The following is a 17,138-nucleotide window of genomic DNA, read 5'->3' on the forward strand; positions in this document are numbered from 1 at the left end:
TTGAGATTTTAAATTTTTATTAATTGCTCCTGGATAGAATTTGCTTTTTTTGCACTTTCTATACGAATAAAGCTTCCATTGTTTTGCATTTCCCATATCCCATAGTTTACGTTCAGGTAAAGATTTAATAGTTCATCTAATTGTTTTTTGAGATCTAAGTCTTCTATAGGAGTAACGGCTTCAACTCTTCTATCAAGATTTCTTCTCATCCAGTCAGCACTTCCGATATAAACTTCAGATTTACTATTATTTAAAAACCAAAAGATTCTTGAATGCTCAAGGAATCTACCAATAACACTTATGACTCTAATATTCTCGCTGATTCCTTTTTTGCCAGGATAGAGGCAACACATGCCTCTTATAATTAGTTCGACTTTAACTCCAACACTTGAGGCTTCATAAAGTAAATTTATAATTCTAGGATCAACTAAAGAATTCATTTTTGCTCTTATATGACCATGATTACCTTTTTTTGCATTTTCAATTTCTCTATAAATAAGCTCTTCTAAGCCTTTTCGTAAAGTTACTGGAGCCACGAGTAACTTCCTAAAGTGTTGTTGCTTGGAAAAACCAGTTAAATAATTAAACAACTCTATTAAATCTTGGCCAAGTTCTGGTTGAGCAGAAAGTAAGCCAATATCTGTATATAAAGTAGCTGTTTTCGAATTGTAGTTTCCTGTACCAATATGAAAATAAGTACGCAAAGAATCTTTTTCTTTTCGTACAACTAAAGCTATTTTTGTATGTGTTTTTAGACCAACGACTCCATATACAACATGTACTCCACATTGCTCGAGTCTCTTTGCCCATTGAATATTATTGTCTTCATCAAAACGTGCTTTTAGTTCTACTAGTGCTAAGACTTGCTTTCCATTCTCTGCAGCTCTTATGAGAGAAGATATTATTGGCGAATCTTTTGAAATTCTATATAGAGTCATTTTTATACCCATTACTTGTGGATCAGCAGCAGATTGATTAATAAACTCTTCGACAGATGTTGAGAAGAGATCGTAAGGATGATGTACTAATAAATCTTTTTTTCTTATAATTGAAAAAATACTTTTAAATTCTTCTTGTTTTATTGACCCATCTTCGAGTAAGCCGATTTGGCTGCTTTTTAGTGATTTATGAGTAATGCCTTGATGAAGATCAAATTTAAGTTTTGGAATATCTAGGTTGTAGAGCTCTATCAGTTCATCTAGACCTAGAAGGCCTTCAATTCTATATAAATCATTTTCTTTGACCTTCATACCCTCTTGGAGTAATTCTAGAATTTGAGTTGGCATATCCTCAGAGACTTCTAACCTCACAACCTCTCCACCCATTCGTCGTTTTCTTAAACCTTCCTCGATAGCACTCATTAAATCATCAGCTTCAAAATCTCTTAGTTCAAGATCTGCATCTCGTGTCACACGGAAAAATGAATAATCTTGGATTTTCATTCCAGGAAATAGTACTTGCAGGTTGTATGCCACTACTTGTTCAATTGCAATTGCTGTATGAATTACATCAGAATGCTTTTTACTTAAATCAGTCGGAATGGAAAGAAATCTGGGCAATGATTTTTGTGGAATTTTGATTCTGGCAAACTCTTGTTGATTAGTTTCTGGATCCAAAATTAGAGCAGCTAAATTCAGGCTTAGATTGCTTACGAATGGAAATGGATGTGATCGATCAACTGCTAAGGGTGTAAGAACAGGGAATATAGTTGTTTTAAAATAGTTTTCAGTCCAAGATTTTTGCTGATCATTTAGGTCTTCGTAATTAAGTAGATGTATTTTTTCTTTTTTTAAATTTTTTATTAAACCAGAAGCTATTTGTTTTTGCTGCTTTTGAATAATGGGAAGAAGTTTTGACCTGATATTGATTAATTGTTCTTCTGGAGTTTTCCCATCAATACTTTTCTTCCTCATACCTGCCTCAACTTGTGATTTTAATGATGCGACTCGAACCATGAAAAATTCATCAAGATTATTGCTAAAAATGGAGCAAAATTTTAGTTTTTCTAGTAGTGGTGTACTTTTATCAAGTGCTATGGCCAATACTCTTTCATTAAAGTTGATCCAACTCAATTCTCTATTGATATAAATTTCTTGGTGGACCATTTTCTGATTCATTGATTCTGTTATGTGTAATTCCTATAAATGCAAACTAGCAATTAAAAAGACCTAATTGTTGTCTTCTTCTTTATATTTGTTAGGCCTCCAGATATGAGTATTCCAACTCCAATTAGTAGAAACATCCCTAACCAAAAAGGACTACTTGGTCCAATATTTTTATATGCTGCACCTGCTAATAATGCGCCTAAAAATGAGCCCAAGCTTTGTAGGCCTTGTAAGTTCCCTAATACTGCTCCTTGTCCAGATGCTGTCAGTTTTTTTGAAATTATTGCTCTAAGAGAAGGTACTACTAAACCGGTCCCGATGGCTAAAAATGAACAAGCTGTAAATACCATTGGAATTGAATTTGCTGGATTTGCTACCACTAGAAGTAGACATCCTGTAATAACGAAACCAATACCTGACATGGTTAGTCTTGATTCTCCAAATTGTTTAACTAATTTTCCAATTAATCCACCTTGAACGACTATTGCGATTACACCAACCCATGCCAAACTCAGGGCCGGCAGGTAACCTTTAGTGATGATAAAATTATTTATAATTAGTACAGGCTCTTTCCCAAGCCATTTAAAAACTTCTTCTTGATAAAGTAGGAGGAAAGAAGTTAATCCATTGAACGCCATAAAAAATAGGAAAAAAGCAAATGATAGTTTATTAATTAATGGATTTTTAAAGACCTTTATTAATTGATTAACAGGGTTTAAATCTCTTTTCTTTAGACGTATATTCTTTTCTTTATTTTTATACGTTTCAGGAAGTACTGTGATAACAAGTATTAAATTAAAAATTGCAAATAATGTTGCCATGATTCCTGGAAGACTAAAATTTATATTCGTTAAATAACCACCTATCAAAGGTCCAACAATAAATCCTAAACCAAATGCTGCTCCTATTATTCCAAATGTTTTTGCTCGATTTTCTGGGCTAGAAATATCTGCAAGAACTGCAGTGGCTGTTGCAGCAGTTCCTCCACTTGCACCATCAATGACTCTTGCTCCAAAAAGCAATCCAAGAATTAATGGTGTTCCTCCTTTCCAAGCAGGTAAATTTGCATCCCAAATATGAATTGATAATGCAAATAGACTAAGACCTAAAACTGAGCCAGCTACGCAAATTATTATTATTGGCTTTCTACCATATTTGTCACTAATTGCTCCAATTAGTGGAGCTACAGCAAATTGAGAGAATGCATAAGTACCTGCAAGTAGTCCTAGAACTACAGGACTGATGCCAAAGGTTGTTTTTAATTTTGGTAATAATGGCAATAGAACAGTTTCACCTAACCGGTCGTTCAGTAATGTTGCAAATGCACAAAAGAGAATGCCAATTTTAGATAGTCGCACTTAATTGATTAATCAGTATTTATTCCACCACTCCAGAAGAATTGTTTTCTAAGATTCAAAGAAAATGAGACCTAGTTTTCAGTTAAAACCAATGAGTGGTGAGCATCACTCTACTGTTCGAGAGGTTTATGAGGATGCAATTCAGTCTCAAGGACATTGTTTTTATACGAAAGATCAAATTCAAGCTTGGGCAGGATTAGCTTGGTTACCAGGAATTTTAGAAAAGCCCCTGACGGATGGAAAAGGTTGGGTAAGTATTCAAAATCTTTCAATAGAAGCATTTGCTGTGAGATATCCAATGAATCGATTAGCACTTTTATATTGCAGGGGACGTTCTTCTCGCAAAGGCCTAGGGACTTCATTATTAAAAGTAATTGAAGATGAAGCTAGGCGAGAAGGCCAAACGAGATTAATAACAGAAGCCAGTTCTTTTAGCTATCCTTTGTTTTTGAAACATGGTTGGGTATTAGAAACACCTGAAATTATTAAAATTGGAGGCATACCTTTTACTAGGTATTTAATGATTAAAAACTTCCTTTAAAGATTAGCCTTCCATTTAATAATTTTATTTAATGTATTTTGAACTTTTCCAGACTTAAGTAATCTATCTGCCTTTTCTATACCGTTCTCAAGAGTTTCAGTTATGCCAGATACCCATAAGTAAAAACCTGCATTCCATACAACTGCATTTAATAATGGACCTTGATAATTTATAGCAGCTATAGCCCATTGCCCCCATTCTTCTCTAGACGTAAATCTTTGATCTTTTCCATATAAATTAAAATCTTTGGGGCTCAATTCAATACGTTTAACTCTATTATTGTCTAATTTATTTGCGATACATAATTTACTACTTGGGATATCAGTACCTCCTTCAAGACCTTTGACTGTAATGATCTCCTTTTCACCTAAGAGTTCTAATGTCTGCCAATGCCTTTCTTCTGTGGGTGAATGTACGAAACCTGTAACGAAAAGATGTTTTGACTGATGAGCAGTCCAAAGTAATTCCATGCTTGCAATTGTCGGCCGCTTACCTATTTCTTCTCGGTAATAAATTAAATTTTCTGCAAGTGGAAAGTGTTTTGGTTGATATATAAAACCAATATCATTTTCACATAGACATTTCTGTACTTGATTGATTGTTAGATCTATCAAGTTTAAATTTATGTCTGCCAGTAATTCACTACTTGTTACTCCATACTTAATTGGCATCCTTCTCCCGCCTTGTAGTACTACTGGTTGACCAGCACTCACAAGTACTAGAGCTGTTACTGGATAAATTGGTGCAGTTCTGGTACGGCCATCAAAAGGCATCCCGAAGCAAATAGGTCTTTTTTGAGAATTTTTTGATTGCAAGTTTGGCCCTAGTTTTAAGTATGTATCGACCATTCCTGCTAACTCCTGTGGTTCTGGCCTTCTAATGCGATGAGCGATCATAAATGCTCCAATTTGTGTCGGACTAGGTATTCCTGTCAGAATCAAGTTAAGTGCATCTGACGATTCTTCTCGTGTCATACTTCGACTAGTTTGCTCTCCACTCCCTATTCTTTTTAGGTACTTTTTGAAACGCTCTTGACTAGTTTTTTTCTGCATGAATGACACCCTATTTGGAACCGTATATTTAGTAGGTGCAGGCCCAGGTGACCCTGATTTGCTAACTGTGAAGGCGCAACGTCTTATAAGTAATTGCGATGCAATTGTTTATGATTCGTTGGTGCCTAATGAGATTCTTAGTTTAGTCAAAGCATCTTGTGAGTGCATTTTTGTAGGTAAACGTCGTAATAAGCATTCTGTACCGCAACCAAAAACTAATGAATTACTTCTTGAGTTAGTGAAATCTTTTAAATGTATTGTTCGCTTAAAAGGTGGTGACCCCTTTGTTTTTGGTCGAGGAGGTGAAGAAGCAGCGTATTTATCTGGAAAAGGTGTCTCTGTAGAAGTTGTGCCTGGAGTTACCTCTGGTATTGCTGCTTCTGCTTATATGGGAATTCCTCTAACACATCGCTTGTGTGGGAGTTCCGTAACCTTCGTGACAGGTCATGAGGGCTTTAATAAAAAAATCCCATCTGTTAACTGGAAGGAGTTAGCTAAATCAAGTGACAGTATCGTGATTTATATGGGCGTACATAATTTGCGATATATAGTTGAACAGCTTTTAATTAATGGATTAAATCCTTTAATGCCTGTTGCAGTTATTCAACAAGCTACTGTAAAAGGACAACGTTATTTAAAATCAACCTTGGCGGAGATTGTGGGTCAAGTAGAAAAAGAGAAATTTGAATCCCCCGCAATAGTTATAGTGGGTTCAGTTGTTAATTACCAAGTTTCAGAATGTGCGCCAACTCCTTCTAATGTCACGATGCCAATCTCTTTTTAACTCACCTTCAGTTATTTCAGTCCATATAGTAATAACCAGAAGTCTTGAGTATTAGTAAACGTATTAAGCTCATAGTCATTAACTTTATAAATACTTTGACAGCCTAAACTATTGATTAGTAGCCATTCATCATTTTTATTTGGAGAAGTTGAGAGCTCAGCTTCTTTTAAAATTCCTAGATTTATACCTTGTTGCCTCATTATGCCGGGTAGACATCCGCTTTTTAAGCTTGGGGTTAGCAATTGATTATCCCGTTTAATAATCAAATTTGATGTGCTACCACAACAAATTGCACCGTTTGTACTTTGTAATAGTGCATCGTCATATCCTTGCTTTTTAGCTTCATTACGACTTTGTATAGCTTGACTGTAACCAAAAGTTTTATGTGAGCTCAGACTACTATCAGCATTACGTTTTTCATTACAACTAATTAATGTAGAAATTCGACTGAAACTTGGTTTATTTGAATACATTTCAAGCCAAAAACGATGAGAAGAAAAGTTCAATTGTTGACTAGGAAGATTGATTCCTCTATTTTGATTTCTTCCACGACTCCAATTGAGACGAATTGCGCCTTTTCCGTTGTCTAGGGAGCAGTGCTCTAGGCCTTCATGAATTAATTTCATAATCTTTTCTTCTTTAGGCGGTGTTTCCATACCAAGCTTGACAGAACTATTTCTCCAGCGTTCAAGGTGTTGTGAAACTAGTTGTGGGGATTGATTCCAAATTAGAATAGTTTCGAAAATACCATCTCCAAAACTGACACCTCTATCATTGATAGGTATTTTTAATTCATCGAGTTGTTGCCAACGTCCATTAAACCAACCAATTTGAGTATTCATTATTTTATTTTTCTAATGCTTTCAGAATGGGCATGAGCTTCCAGGTCATTTCTTCAGTTTCATTCAAGGGATCAGAATCTGCAACTATTCCACAGCCGGCGTTTGCTCGAAGAGTAGAGTTTTTCATAATTAAAGATCGTATAAGGATATTGCTATCAAAAGTCCCGTCCCATCCAATAGTTATAAATGACCCACAATATGGTCCTCTTGCTATTTTCTCTATTTCATTGATTCGTTGACATGCTCTTAGTTTCGGGGCACCACTTATTGATCCTCCAGGCCAACATGCTTCTAATACATCTACCCATGATTTGTTTGCTTGAATAGAACCTCTGATTACCGAAGTTAGATGATGAACTTGTGCATAACTTTCTAAATTAAGTAAGTAAGGAATATGAATTGAACCTGGTTTACACACTCTGCCAAGATCATTTCTGAGGAGATCAACAATCATGATATTTTCGGCTCTGTCTTTAATACTTGAAACCAGATCTATTGCCATGTCAGCATCTGTTTCAAGATTCTTATTACGTGGTCTAGTTCCTTTAATTGGTCTTGTCTCAATTTCACCCTTTGGATCAACTTGTAGAAAGCGTTCTGGAGAAGTTGAGATAACGGCTTCACCTAATGCATTATCTGAGCCAATCATTACTCCACTAAATGGTGCCGGGCATTTTTTACGTAATTGTTCAAATATTGTCATTGCTGAAAGCTCGTTTGACAATTCTGTAGTACAACCAGTTGTTAGGTTTGCTTGAAAAATATCGCCCTGTTCAATTAATTCTTTTATATGTGCAACATTATGCGAAAAGTCATGCTTTGATGTATACCATTGCCATGAATTTAATGGGATTTCGGCAATTCTTGGAATTGCATCTTTACTTATATCTCTCAATTGGAGCTTTCTTATCCAAGATGACATTCTCTCGAGACGCCTTTTATTTTTTCCTTCGATCCATAGTTCTTTTTTCATAAGATCGAATTTTAGAATTGGATCGTGAGATGCAATCCAAAGTGTTGCCATCGAATCACTTTTCCAGGGATTATTAGGTTCTATCCATGCCCCTGCCTCATAGCTAAGCCATCCTGTCCAATGCCCTGGCTCTAAAGTTCTTAAAATCTCAAATGGATTAACACTTCCTTTTTCGGTTGGTAATCCTCTACAACATATACTTTCTATTGGGTCCGTAGCCAACGTAACCCAACGACCAAGCTTACTTCCATCTCCATCAAGCCAAATAAGGCCATGCTCCCCCCATTTTTCAATTAATTTTTGTGCTATGAATTCTGGCTCTTTCCACGAGCAAAGTTCGCGATATAGAGCTGTCATTGCCTCTGGTTACTACAAAGATCAGGGCGTCCTATTTTTTCTAATGCTTCATCACGAATACGACAACTATCACATTTACCACAAGGATTTGCGTTTTCACTATAACAACTCCAAGTTAAGTCAATAGGTAAATTTAATCTCAATGCCTCTTTAATAATCTCTGTCTTTTTCCAATTTACTAGAGGAGCCCAGAGTTTGATTATATTTCCTTCACGACCAGCTTTATTAGAAAGACTTGCAAGCTTTTGAAATGCTTCAAGATAGTCTGGTCTGCAATCTGGATAACCAGAGTAGTCCATTGCATTGATGCCCAAAACAATCTGTTTTGCATGGCGAACTTCTGCGAGACTTAGTGCTATAGCAATGAATATTGTATTTCTTCCAGGCACATAAGTGTTGGGTATGACTCCATCTGATGTTTTACTTGTTGGTAAATTTTCTCTAATATCTGTCAATGATGATCCGCCCCATGTGGCTAAATTAATTTTAATGATTTGATGCTCTTTTAATTTTAAATGATTAGCAATTTTAGTCGCTGCTTGTAATTCTTGCCTATGTCTTTGTCCATAATCAAAAGATAATGCTATGACTTCATGGCCATTTTCTTTCGCAATAGCTGCGGCTGTTGCTGAGTCTAATCCACCAGAAAGAAGAGCTATTGTTTTTCTATTATTCATGATATTTGTCTTATTTAGATATTAAAAATTGAATATATGAATTATGAATAATAACAAATAAAAACATCAGTCAATATTAAGCCATTTGTGAGTCTGTACACTCATTCGCCATGCTGGATTACGTTTGACATAGTCAAATGCAAGACTTTGACCATTTTCGTTTTTCCATCCTGGTTGCAGAAAAAGAAACGGCAATTCATCTCGAATCGACATAACTTGTTTTGCGATTGATTCTGCAAATCTTAAATCATCTTTTTCCTGAACAATAATTTTCAATTCTTGACAAGCCTTTAGTAATTCTAATTTAGGCGGAGCATGTTTTTTCGGAGAGAGTGTTATCCAATCTGGTTGTCCACTGAGTGGATCAACGCCGCTAGTTTCAAGATGAATAGGAATTGTTTGAGACTTTCTGATGATGTCACATAACGGATCCAGGTTGTGATGTAGGGGTTCACCACCAGTGATTACAATAAATGCAGCACCTTCAGAATGGGCCTTTGAAGCATTTTTAGAAAGCTCAATCACACTTTTCCTTGGATACTTCTTGTCTGACCAAGACGCTTTTGTGTCGCACCATGGACACCCTACTTTGCAACTAGCAAGTCTAATAAAATATGCGCTCCTACCAGTATGAGCTCCCTCTCCTTGTAGAGAATGAAAGCTTTCAACTATTGGAAGATTAGCTTCCATTAGGGTTTGCTAAAACGTTCTTTGTCTAGATATTCCATTTTATTGACGATCGCTTCATTTGGAGACGTTGGCAGACGTAATTGAGCGGCTTCAATTAGGCCGCGGAATAATGGATGGGGCTTACCTGGTCTTGAGAGGAATTCTGGGTGATATTGGCAAGCTATAAAAAATGGATGATCTTTTAGTTCAATAAGCTCTACTAATCTACCGTCTGGAGAAGAACCACTAATTACATAGCCTGATTCAATAAATAGGTTACGGTACGAGTTGTTAAATTCATATCTATGTCTATGACGTTCGTAGACTACTTCTTCTTTATATAGACGATGTCCAATTGTTTCTGCATTTAATCGACATGGGTAAACTCCTAGACGCATTGTTCCACCAAGATCAACTATATCTTGTTGTTCGGGAAGTAAATGAATTACAGGGTGATCAGTGTGTGGATTTAGTTCAGAACTTGAAGCTTCTTTTAAATTTGCTTTATTTCGTGCCCATTCTATTACTGCACATTGCATACCTAAGCATAGTCCAAGAAAAGGAACACGTTCTTCTCTTGCCCATGTAATAGCTGAAATTTTTCCATCGACCCCACGATTACCAAAACCTCCAGGGACGACAATAGCGTCCATACCTTTTAGCAGTTTTTCTGGACCATCTGTTTCAATTTTTTCTGCAGAAACCCAATGAAGATCAAGTGATGCATCTTGTGCTATACAAGCATGTCTCAGAGCTTCTACTACAGATAAGTAGGCATCATTTAATTGAATATATTTTCCTACTAAAGCCACTTTTACTGATGGACCGGGATTTCGAAGTTTATGAACAAGCTCTTCCCATTCTTTTAGCTCACAATTGTGATCAGTAAGATTGAGAACATCAAGAACTTCTCTACATAGGCCTTCTTTTTTGAGTGCAAGAGGTACTGAATAAATACTATCTGCATCTAGTGAAGCAATTACAGCATTTTGATTCACACCACAAAAACCACTGATTTTTCTTTTGAGATCATCATTAATGGTTTTATCGCTTCTGCAGACCAATATGTCTGGTTGTATACCAATCGAACGAAGTTCTTTTACTGAATGCTGAGTCGGTTTGGTTTTAATTTCCCCAGATGTTCCAATGAACGGTAATAGCGTTACATGTATATAGGCGATATCACACCTTCCGACGTCGCCTTTGAACTCTCTAATTGCTTCCAGAAATGGCAGAGACTCGATATCTCCTACTGTCCCACCTATTTCCGTGATAATTACATCTGCACCACTGTTATCAGCAACTCGTTTAATTCTTTCACGAATTTCCTCTGTGATGTGCGGAATGACCTGTACTGTCCCACCGTTGTAGTCTCCACGACGCTCTTTATTGATAACCGATTGATAAATAGAGCCTGTTGTTACGCTATTCAATCGTGACATTGCTGTGTCAGTAAACCTCTCGTAATGCCCTAGATCGAGATCAGTTTCCGCCCCATCTTCTGTTACAAAAACCTCTCCATGTTGGAAAGGACTCATTGTTCCAGGGTCTACATTGAGATATGGATCTAGTTTTAAGATTGAGACACTGTACCCTCGAGATTTAAGAAGGCGTCCAAGACTTGCAGCGACAATTCCCTTCCCAATGCTAGAAACTACACCACCTGTAACGAAGACAAACTTTGCCATTTAGTTTTTTCGTATTCTTTAAATTACCTCGAACTTGTTCAAGGCCAAGAAAAATAAATAGTTTTTAGCGGAATTGAATGAAGTTTTTTGAAATACCCTTTCATTCTTCTTCTTCCTTAAAAGTTGATTCTATATGTAGATCTTCCAATTGGTGCTTTGATACATCTGCAGGTGCTTTTGTCATAAGGCATCTTGCTTGTTGGGTCTTTGGGAATGCAATTGTATCGCGAATAGATTCTTCTTGACTCAGGAGCATTACTATGCGGTCTATACCATATGCAATCCCTCCATGAGGAGGAGCTCCTGTTTCTAAAGCATTCATTAAGAATCCAAATTGTTCATTTGCTTCGTTATTGGAAAGACCAATTGTTTCAAAAACAATTTTTTGCAGTTCCGAATTGTGAATACGTAACGAACCTCCTCCGAGTTCAAGTCCATTTAAAACAAGGTCATAAGCTTGTGCTTTTGCAGAAGGTAATTTATTTTTCCATTCTTCTTGTTGACTTCCTATATCCCCAGAATTTGGTGCGCAAAAAGGATGATGCATTGCTTCGAGTCGATTCTCTTCAGTGTTGTATTCGAACATTGGGAAATCTACAACCCATAGAAATTCCCAAGCTTGTTTATCTTCTTTTTGGGGGATTAGGTTTAATTGGTTCGCTAAATATTGTCTAACTCTATCAAGCGTTTTATTTACAATTTCGGTTTTACCTGCACCAAATAGAATTAAATCTCCAGGCTTTGCATTTGTTTTCTTAAGTAGAAGATCTTTTTGCTCAGATTTGAGATTGTCTTTAATTGCACCAATTGAATCAATGTTGCCATCTTCTCTTACTCTAATAAAGGCTAGTCCACCAGCCCCTGCTTTCTGAGCTTCATTAAAAATATCTCCACCTGGCTTTATTCTGACATTGCTTATAGAAGCATTACCTTGTTCAACATTGATACATTTCACACATCCTCCACTTGAGATTGCGTTAGAAAAAACCTTAAAAGATGATTCTTTAAAAATTTCACTAGTATCTTTAAGTTCCATCCCATAGCGAGTATCGGGTCTATCTGTCCCAAAACGATTCATTGCTTCTTCCCAGGACAATCTTGGGAATGGTGTTTCAATATTGATATTTTTTACCTTTTTCCATATTGATGAAATTAATTTTTCATTCAGATCAAGAATTTCTTCTTGGCCCATAAAGCTCATTTCTATATCTAACTGCGTAAATTCTGGTTGCCTATCAGAGCGTAAATCTTCATCTCTAAAGCAACGGGCTATTTGATAGTACTTTTCTATTCCTCCTACCATTAGCAACTGTTTAAAAAGCTGTGGTGATTGTGGAAGAGCAAACCATTCGCCAGCGCATACTCTTGAAGGCACTAGATAGTCTCGCGCTCCTTCTGGGGTAGATCGAGTAAGTATTGGAGTTTCTACTTCTATAAACTCTTGGTCTTCAAGAAAATTTCTTGCTGCTTTAATGGTTTCATGACGCAATCTCAAATTTTTATTCATTCTTTCGCGCCGCAGATCTAAATATCGATAACGAAGTCTTATCTCTTCTTTAATTTGTTCATCATCATGAATTGAAATTGTGAAAGGTAGATTTTCAGTAACTGTATTTAGAATGATCAGTTTCTTAGCAGTAATTTCGATTTCTCCGGTTTTTATTTTCTCATTAATCGACTCTTTAGGTCTCGAATTTACTTGGCCGACTGCTTTCAGAACTGTTTCATTTCTAAGTCCCTCTGCGATCGTGAACATTTCTGTTCCTTGATCCGGATCAACCGTTATTTGCACTGTGCCGGTCCGGTCACGAAGATCTATGAAGATGACACCTCCATGATCTCTACAACGGTCAACCCAGCCACAAAGTTCCACTTCGGAACCAATATGGCGCTTGTTTAGTTCTCCACAGCAGTTGCTGCGCATCAGAAATGTTTTCGTATTAAAGAATGAGTTTCCCATAAAAAGGGATCTTCTCTTTTTAGAAATCAGCTAAAAACTATTTTTCTTTTATAAAAAACGTTCTTTTGACAATCTTTGCGGCGTGAAATTTACCCCGAATTTCAACCATGACTTCAGTTCCCATTTGAGCAAATTCGTTTTCTACATAACCCATCGCTATTGCTTTTTTTAAACTAGGAGACCAAGTACCACTTGTAACTTCACCTATAAATTTTTCGTTTTTAAATAATTTATAACCTTTTCTAGCAATTGCGCGTCCATTAATTTCAAGGCCAACCAATTTTTTTTGAATTCCTTCTTGAGCTTGCTTTTCTAATGCTTCTCTACCAATAAACTTAGCAGGCATTTCTAAATTGACTAACCATCCTAAGCCTGCTTCAAATGGAGTGGTGTTTGCATTCATTTCGTTTCCATAAAGGTGCATCCCTGCTTCTAGTCGAAGGGTATCTCTTGCACCTAGGCCGCAAGGCGTAATTCCAGCATCGATTAATTTGGTCCATAATTTGACCCCATCTTTTTCGTTTAGAAGTAATTCAAAGCCATCTTCACCTGTGTAACCAGTCCTGCCTATAAAGATAGATTCAGAGCTTTCATTGTTCTTGGGAAATATAGTTTGATGCCCAAAACGAGGGATGTTTACAAGAGATTTATTAAAATATTGTTCTAATACTTTTAATGAATTGGGTCCTTGAATGGCAAGTAAAACCCCATCTTTTTTGAAATCATTTATGGATAAATCTAATTGATCTACGTGCTGTTTTATCCATTCAATATCTTCTTCAATACAAGCCGCATTAATTACTAATAAAACAGATTCTATATTTTTTGCATCGTGTCCTTGATCATAGATTATTAGGTCATCAATAATTCCACCATTTTCGTTTAATAGGACTGTGTAACAGGCTTCACCAGGACCAATTTTATGAAGATCTGTGGGAACTAATCCTTGAAGTAAGTCTTTTATATTTTTGCCTTTTATAAGAAATACGCCCATATGGGAAATATCAAACAAGCCCACTTCTTTTCTTACTGATTCATGTTCATTGATTAATCCGGAAAATTGTATGGGCATCTCCCAGCCTGCAAAAGGTGCTGTTTTGCAAGGTGTATTAATGTATGTTTTATATAGAGGAGTTTGTTTTAAGGTCATTGTTGCTGGCTTTAGGATTTGTTTTAAGCAGATTAACCATTAATTCGGAGATAGATTTAGATTGGTAAATGTAATGCTTCGTGGCTCGATTTAAGAACTGTTATTAGCCTGTGATTCCGAGCAAAGAACAAATGATTAATAAAGAATCTTGTAGATCTTGTGCACATTGTACTTCTGCTCAGATAAGCAAGGAATTTTGGTGTCGATTGAGGAAGATAAAAGTGCATTCTGAGATAGCTACTGTTGCTTTTTGCCATCATTGGACAAAATCAGTTCCTTCTTTACCTGTATTGAATAAATCTGATGTCAGTCTTGACAAACAATTGGATTTCGCAAGAACCTTATCTTCTACTGAGTCTTAGCTGGAATTCTAGAGCTTAATAAAATCAAGATGCTTCTTGTTACTTTGGCGGCAAAAATACTACTCATCCCGAATGGATCTAATTGAGGAGATAATTCAACAATATCTGCAGCGACAATGTTATGTTCTTTCAGCACATCAATTACAGCTGCAAAGTCATCCCATAAGTATCCTCCTGGTTCTGGTGTCCCAGTACCAGGTAAAACGCTCGGGTCAAACCAATCAAGATCAATAGATAAGTAAATAGGAGTTCCAATAAAAGGTTTGAGTTTTTCTTTTAGATTGTGTGCTTGCGTTCCTTTTATGAAAGGAATTAAACGATTACTTTCTGCAAGTTTTTGAAACTCTTCTCGGCTTCCACTTCTAATACCTATTTGAAATAGCTGTTTACTTGGTAATACGTCTAAGCATCTACTCATTGCACAAGCATGATTATACTTTGACCCTAACCATTCTTCTCTTAAATCGGCATGTGCATCTAATTGAATAACAATGAGATTATTGTGATGCTCTACTGTTGCATTGATAGCACCAGAGCTAATGGAATGTTCTCCTCCAAGAATTAGTGGCTTATGCCCTTGAGATACAATTTTTCCTGTAGCTTGTCTTACTAGTTCAATAACTGGTTCAGGATCGCCATAAGGTATTTCTAAAGAACCAAGATCTGCAAATTTCAACTCTGCGATATCTAACTTAAATTGTGGACAGAAAGTTTCTATGCCATTGCTTACGTCTCTAATTGCAGCAGGTCCGAAACGTGATCCAGGTCGAAAGGATGTTGTTCCATCATAAGGCACTCCAAAAATTGCTATCTCGCAATTTTGCGACTCTCGTTCTGCTCCCATGAAAATTGTTCCTTCACTATTGAAGTAAATATTTTCAGAGTATTTAGCTTTTTTCATTGTTTTAAAGCTCTTTCAACATACGCTGGTATTGCATTAAAAGCTCCTTGCTGCCAACGAGGACTCCAAATTTTGCAATCCATAGAGATTAAACTTGCCCTTGTGGTTGATGGATGTAGATATCTAGCTTGATCTTTTGCTGCAAATGTCCAACTCCACCACCCACTTGGATAAATGGGCACTGACCCATACATTGGGTCGGCGTATTCGAAAATTGTTTTAATCATCTTTACTGTATCCATATGTGCATCATAAAAAGCTTCTGGTGATTCAGTTTGAGCAGCAAAAACACCACCTTTTTTGAGAATTCGTTTGCAGTTTTCAAAGAAAGATCTATTGAATAAACTTTGTGCTGGTCCTTTTGGATCTGAGCCATCAACAATAATCACATCATAAGAGTTATCTTTTGTATTTTCTACCCATTGAATGCCATCTCTAATTTTTAAATTAAGTCGAGGATCACTCCAAGCAGTACCTCCAATTTTTGGAAGATATTCTTGACATAAGTTAATCACCTCTTGATCTATCTCTATAAGGTCTAGATGTTTTACTTCAGTATGGCGAAGACATTCTCTTGCGCTTCCTCCATCCCCACCACCGATGATTAAAATTCTTTCTAAGCTTTCTGCTCCACACATTGCTGGATGAACTAAACATTCGTGATAGTCCTTTTCTTGCTTTTCTGTTGTCATCCAACAATCATCTAGTAACAGACCGTTGCCATATCGCTCAGTTTCTACGATCGTAATTTTCTGGACAGCGCTTTTTTTGACGATTAATATTTTCCCCAAAAGGCCATATCGTTGATTAGTTTGGAACTCATCGATCCACGAAGCTTCTTCTTTTCTCTGGTTTTTCATCTTTTTAGATATATTTAGTCAAGAGATGTTTGTTCTCTAGTACTATCCTTAGCCTTTTCCCACATCTCTTCTAATTCTTGAGTTGATTTATTGGCTAGGTTACTACCAAAAGATTTCTCCATAAAGCTGAACCTTTCGAGGAATCTTCTGTTAGCACTGCTTAGACTTTCTTCGGGATTGATTTTATACCATCTTGCGATATTAATTAGTGTAAATAGCACATCTCCAAATTCTTCTTTTATCCGAGTTTTGTTGTTCTCTTTTATCTCCTCTTTAAACTCATACATCTCCTCATCAAATTTTTTCCACACTGCATTAATATTTTCCCATTCAAATCCTATTCCTGCTACTTTTTCTGATATAAACATAGTACCTGCTATACATGATTGAGAACGGTTTTTATGTTTGAGTTTTTCAGTAAATGGACTAGTTGAATGCTCTAGTAATTGTTCGGATGATTTAATTTGCTCCCAGCTTTTTGAGACTTCATCAATATTATTTATTTTCTTATTCCCGAATACATGTGGATGTCTACGGATTAATTTTTTTGTAATTCCTTTTATTACATCATTTAGGCAAAACCGATTCTCTTCTGAAGCAATTTCTGTATGAAACATTATTTGGAGAAGTAAATCGCCAAGTTCTTCAATTATGTGATCATCATTTTTTTCTCGAATTGCATCTACAACTTCGTAGGCTTCTTCTAGCACAAATGGTATCAAGGAGATATGAGTTTGCTCTACATCCCAGGGACATCCCTGATTAGGATCTCTAAGCTGAGAAATTACATTTCCGAGTTCATTTATTAGGCCTGCATCAATTCCTTTTTTCTCTTTTTGCATTAGAAGTCATATTTCTA

General features: G+C 36.3%; 16 protein-coding genes. 3 read left to right on the plus strand and 13 right to left on the minus strand.

The annotated features are described in order from the left end of the window. Positions 1–8: 8 nt before the first annotated feature. Both ppk1 and SOI85_RS06465 read right to left on the minus strand, forming a co-directional pair. Entirely contained in the window at positions 9–2,117 is a 2,109-nt protein-coding gene (ppk1, locus tag SOI85_RS06460; protein ID WP_320663593.1) for a polyphosphate kinase 1, read from the minus strand. A 41-nt stretch (positions 2,118–2,158) separates the two neighbouring features. Further along, positions 2,159–3,463 (minus strand): MFS transporter, encoded by a 1,305-nt coding sequence (locus SOI85_RS06465; RefSeq protein ID WP_320663594.1) that lies wholly within the window; start codon positions 3,461–3,463, stop codon positions 2,159–2,161. Positions 3,464–3,527: 64 nt separating this feature from the next. On the opposite strand from SOI85_RS06465, the gene SOI85_RS06470 reads away from it, so the two are divergent. Then, positions 3,528–4,004, plus strand: coding sequence for a GNAT family N-acetyltransferase (locus tag SOI85_RS06470; protein ID WP_320663595.1), 477 nt, complete (start codon positions 3,528–3,530; stop codon positions 4,002–4,004). Here SOI85_RS06470 and SOI85_RS06475 read toward each other — a convergent pair. Continuing rightward, the gene (locus SOI85_RS06475) at positions 4,001–5,056 is read right to left on the minus strand and encodes an anthranilate phosphoribosyltransferase family protein (protein WP_320663596.1); all 1,056 of its coding nucleotides are present in this window, start codon (positions 5,054–5,056) and stop codon (positions 4,001–4,003) included. The two genes, SOI85_RS06470 and SOI85_RS06475, sit on opposite strands and share 4 nt — an antisense overlap. On the opposite strand from SOI85_RS06475, the gene cobA reads away from it, so the two are divergent. Then, positions 5,055–5,840: a uroporphyrinogen-III C-methyltransferase gene (gene cobA / locus SOI85_RS06480; RefSeq protein ID WP_320663597.1), complete on the plus strand. Its 786-nt coding sequence runs from the start codon at positions 5,055–5,057 to the stop codon at positions 5,838–5,840. The genes SOI85_RS06475 and cobA overlap by 2 nt on opposite strands. 11 nt (positions 5,841–5,851) lie before the next feature. Here cobA and SOI85_RS06485 read toward each other — a convergent pair whose 3' ends face one another. The 7 genes from SOI85_RS06485 to gcvT all read right to left on the minus strand — a co-directional run bounded on the left by SOI85_RS06485 (position 5,852) and on the right by gcvT (position 14,156). Then, a complete protein-coding gene (locus tag SOI85_RS06485; RefSeq protein ID WP_320663598.1) occupies positions 5,852–6,682 on the minus strand; it encodes an aminotransferase class IV in 831 nt (276 codons plus the stop codon). 4 nt (positions 6,683–6,686) lie between these two features. Next, positions 6,687–8,012, minus strand: a complete 1,326-nt coding sequence (locus SOI85_RS06490) for an anthranilate synthase component I family protein (RefSeq protein ID WP_320663599.1) — start codon at positions 8,010–8,012, stop codon at positions 6,687–6,689. Then, on the minus strand, positions 8,009–8,689 hold the full coding sequence (gene queC / locus SOI85_RS06495; protein WP_320663600.1) for a 7-cyano-7-deazaguanine synthase QueC: 681 nt from the start codon (positions 8,687–8,689) through the stop codon (positions 8,009–8,011). Before queC ends, SOI85_RS06490 begins: the two co-directional genes overlap by 4 nt. Before the next feature lie 66 nt (positions 8,690–8,755). Then, on the minus strand, positions 8,756–9,379 hold the full coding sequence (locus tag SOI85_RS06500) for a 7-carboxy-7-deazaguanine synthase QueE (protein ID WP_320663601.1): 624 nt from the start codon (positions 9,377–9,379) through the stop codon (positions 8,756–8,758). Further along, positions 9,379–11,046: a CTP synthase gene (locus SOI85_RS06505; protein ID WP_320663602.1), complete on the minus strand. Its 1,668-nt coding sequence runs from the start codon at positions 11,044–11,046 to the stop codon at positions 9,379–9,381. Before SOI85_RS06505 ends, SOI85_RS06500 begins: the two co-directional genes overlap by 1 nt. Positions 11,047–11,146: 100 nt before the next feature. After that, positions 11,147–12,970 carry an aspartate--tRNA ligase gene (gene aspS, locus SOI85_RS06510; protein ID WP_320665145.1) on the minus strand — a complete coding sequence of 608 codons (1,824 nt, stop codon included), beginning with the start codon at positions 12,968–12,970 and terminating at the stop codon, positions 11,147–11,149. Between the two features lie 73 nt (positions 12,971–13,043). Then, positions 13,044–14,156: a glycine cleavage system aminomethyltransferase GcvT gene (gene gcvT / locus SOI85_RS06515; protein WP_320663603.1), complete on the minus strand. Its 1,113-nt coding sequence runs from the start codon at positions 14,154–14,156 to the stop codon at positions 13,044–13,046. 131 nt (positions 14,157–14,287) lie between these two features. Here gcvT and SOI85_RS06520 point away from each other — a divergent pair, with 131 nt between their 5' ends. Then, positions 14,288–14,518 (plus strand): metal-binding protein, encoded by a 231-nt coding sequence (locus SOI85_RS06520; protein WP_320663604.1) that lies wholly within the window; start codon positions 14,288–14,290, stop codon positions 14,516–14,518. On the opposite strand, the gene speB is transcribed toward SOI85_RS06520, so the two are convergent. From speB to mazG, 3 genes are read right to left on the minus strand one after another with little or no spacing between them, the layout of a single operon-like run. After that, positions 14,505–15,419 carry an agmatinase gene (gene speB / locus SOI85_RS06525; RefSeq protein WP_320663605.1) on the minus strand — a complete coding sequence of 305 codons (915 nt, stop codon included), beginning with the start codon at positions 15,417–15,419 and terminating at the stop codon, positions 14,505–14,507. The two genes, SOI85_RS06520 and speB, sit on opposite strands and share 14 nt — an antisense overlap. Next, positions 15,416–16,279, minus strand: coding sequence for a polyamine aminopropyltransferase (speE, locus tag SOI85_RS06530; protein ID WP_320663606.1), 864 nt, complete (start codon positions 16,277–16,279; stop codon positions 15,416–15,418). The genes speB and speE overlap by 4 nt, the downstream gene beginning before the upstream one ends. Before the next feature lie 14 nt (positions 16,280–16,293). After that, positions 16,294–17,121 (minus strand): nucleoside triphosphate pyrophosphohydrolase, encoded by an 828-nt coding sequence (gene mazG / locus SOI85_RS06535; RefSeq protein WP_320663607.1) that lies wholly within the window; start codon positions 17,119–17,121, stop codon positions 16,294–16,296. Positions 17,122–17,138 lie beyond the last annotated feature (17 nt).

The organism is Prochlorococcus sp. MIT 1223 (assembly GCF_034092465.1).
Lineage (GTDB): Bacteria > Cyanobacteriota > Cyanobacteriia > PCC-6307 > Cyanobiaceae > AG-402-N21.

Excerpts from the sequence above, each read along its gene's own strand:
- aspS (WP_320665145.1), bottom strand. The coding sequence starts at position 12,970 with ATGCGCAGCAACTGCTGTGGAGAACTAAACAAGCGCCATATTGGTTCC.
- SOI85_RS06500 (WP_320663601.1), bottom strand. The coding sequence starts at position 9,379 with ATGGAAGCTAATCTTCCAATAGTTGAAAGCTTTCATTCTCTACAAGGA.
- SOI85_RS06470 (WP_320663595.1), top strand. The coding sequence starts at position 3,528 with ATGAGACCTAGTTTTCAGTTAAAACCAATGAGTGGTGAGCATCACTCT.
- speE (WP_320663606.1), bottom strand. The coding sequence starts at position 16,279 with ATGAAAAACCAGAGAAAAGAAGAAGCTTCGTGGATCGATGAGTTCCAA.
- gcvT (WP_320663603.1), bottom strand. The coding sequence starts at position 14,156 with ATGACCTTAAAACAAACTCCTCTATATAAAACATACATTAATACACCT.
- SOI85_RS06485 (WP_320663598.1), bottom strand. The coding sequence starts at position 6,682 with ATGAATACTCAAATTGGTTGGTTTAATGGACGTTGGCAACAACTCGAT.
- SOI85_RS06490 (WP_320663599.1), bottom strand. The coding sequence starts at position 8,012 with ATGACAGCTCTATATCGCGAACTTTGCTCGTGGAAAGAGCCAGAATTC.
- ppk1 (WP_320663593.1), bottom strand. The coding sequence starts at position 2,117 with ATGAATCAGAAAATGGTCCACCAAGAAATTTATATCAATAGAGAATTG.
- queC (WP_320663600.1), bottom strand. The coding sequence starts at position 8,689 with ATGAATAATAGAAAAACAATAGCTCTTCTTTCTGGTGGATTAGACTCA.
- cobA (WP_320663597.1), top strand. The coding sequence starts at position 5,055 with ATGAATGACACCCTATTTGGAACCGTATATTTAGTAGGTGCAGGCCCA.
- speB (WP_320663605.1), bottom strand. The coding sequence starts at position 15,419 with ATGAAAAAAGCTAAATACTCTGAAAATATTTACTTCAATAGTGAAGGA.
- mazG (WP_320663607.1), bottom strand. The coding sequence starts at position 17,121 with ATGCAAAAAGAGAAAAAAGGAATTGATGCAGGCCTAATAAATGAACTC.
- SOI85_RS06475 (WP_320663596.1), bottom strand. The coding sequence starts at position 5,056 with ATGCAGAAAAAAACTAGTCAAGAGCGTTTCAAAAAGTACCTAAAAAGA.
- SOI85_RS06505 (WP_320663602.1), bottom strand. The coding sequence starts at position 11,046 with ATGGCAAAGTTTGTCTTCGTTACAGGTGGTGTAGTTTCTAGCATTGGG.
- SOI85_RS06520 (WP_320663604.1), top strand. The coding sequence starts at position 14,288 with ATGATTAATAAAGAATCTTGTAGATCTTGTGCACATTGTACTTCTGCT.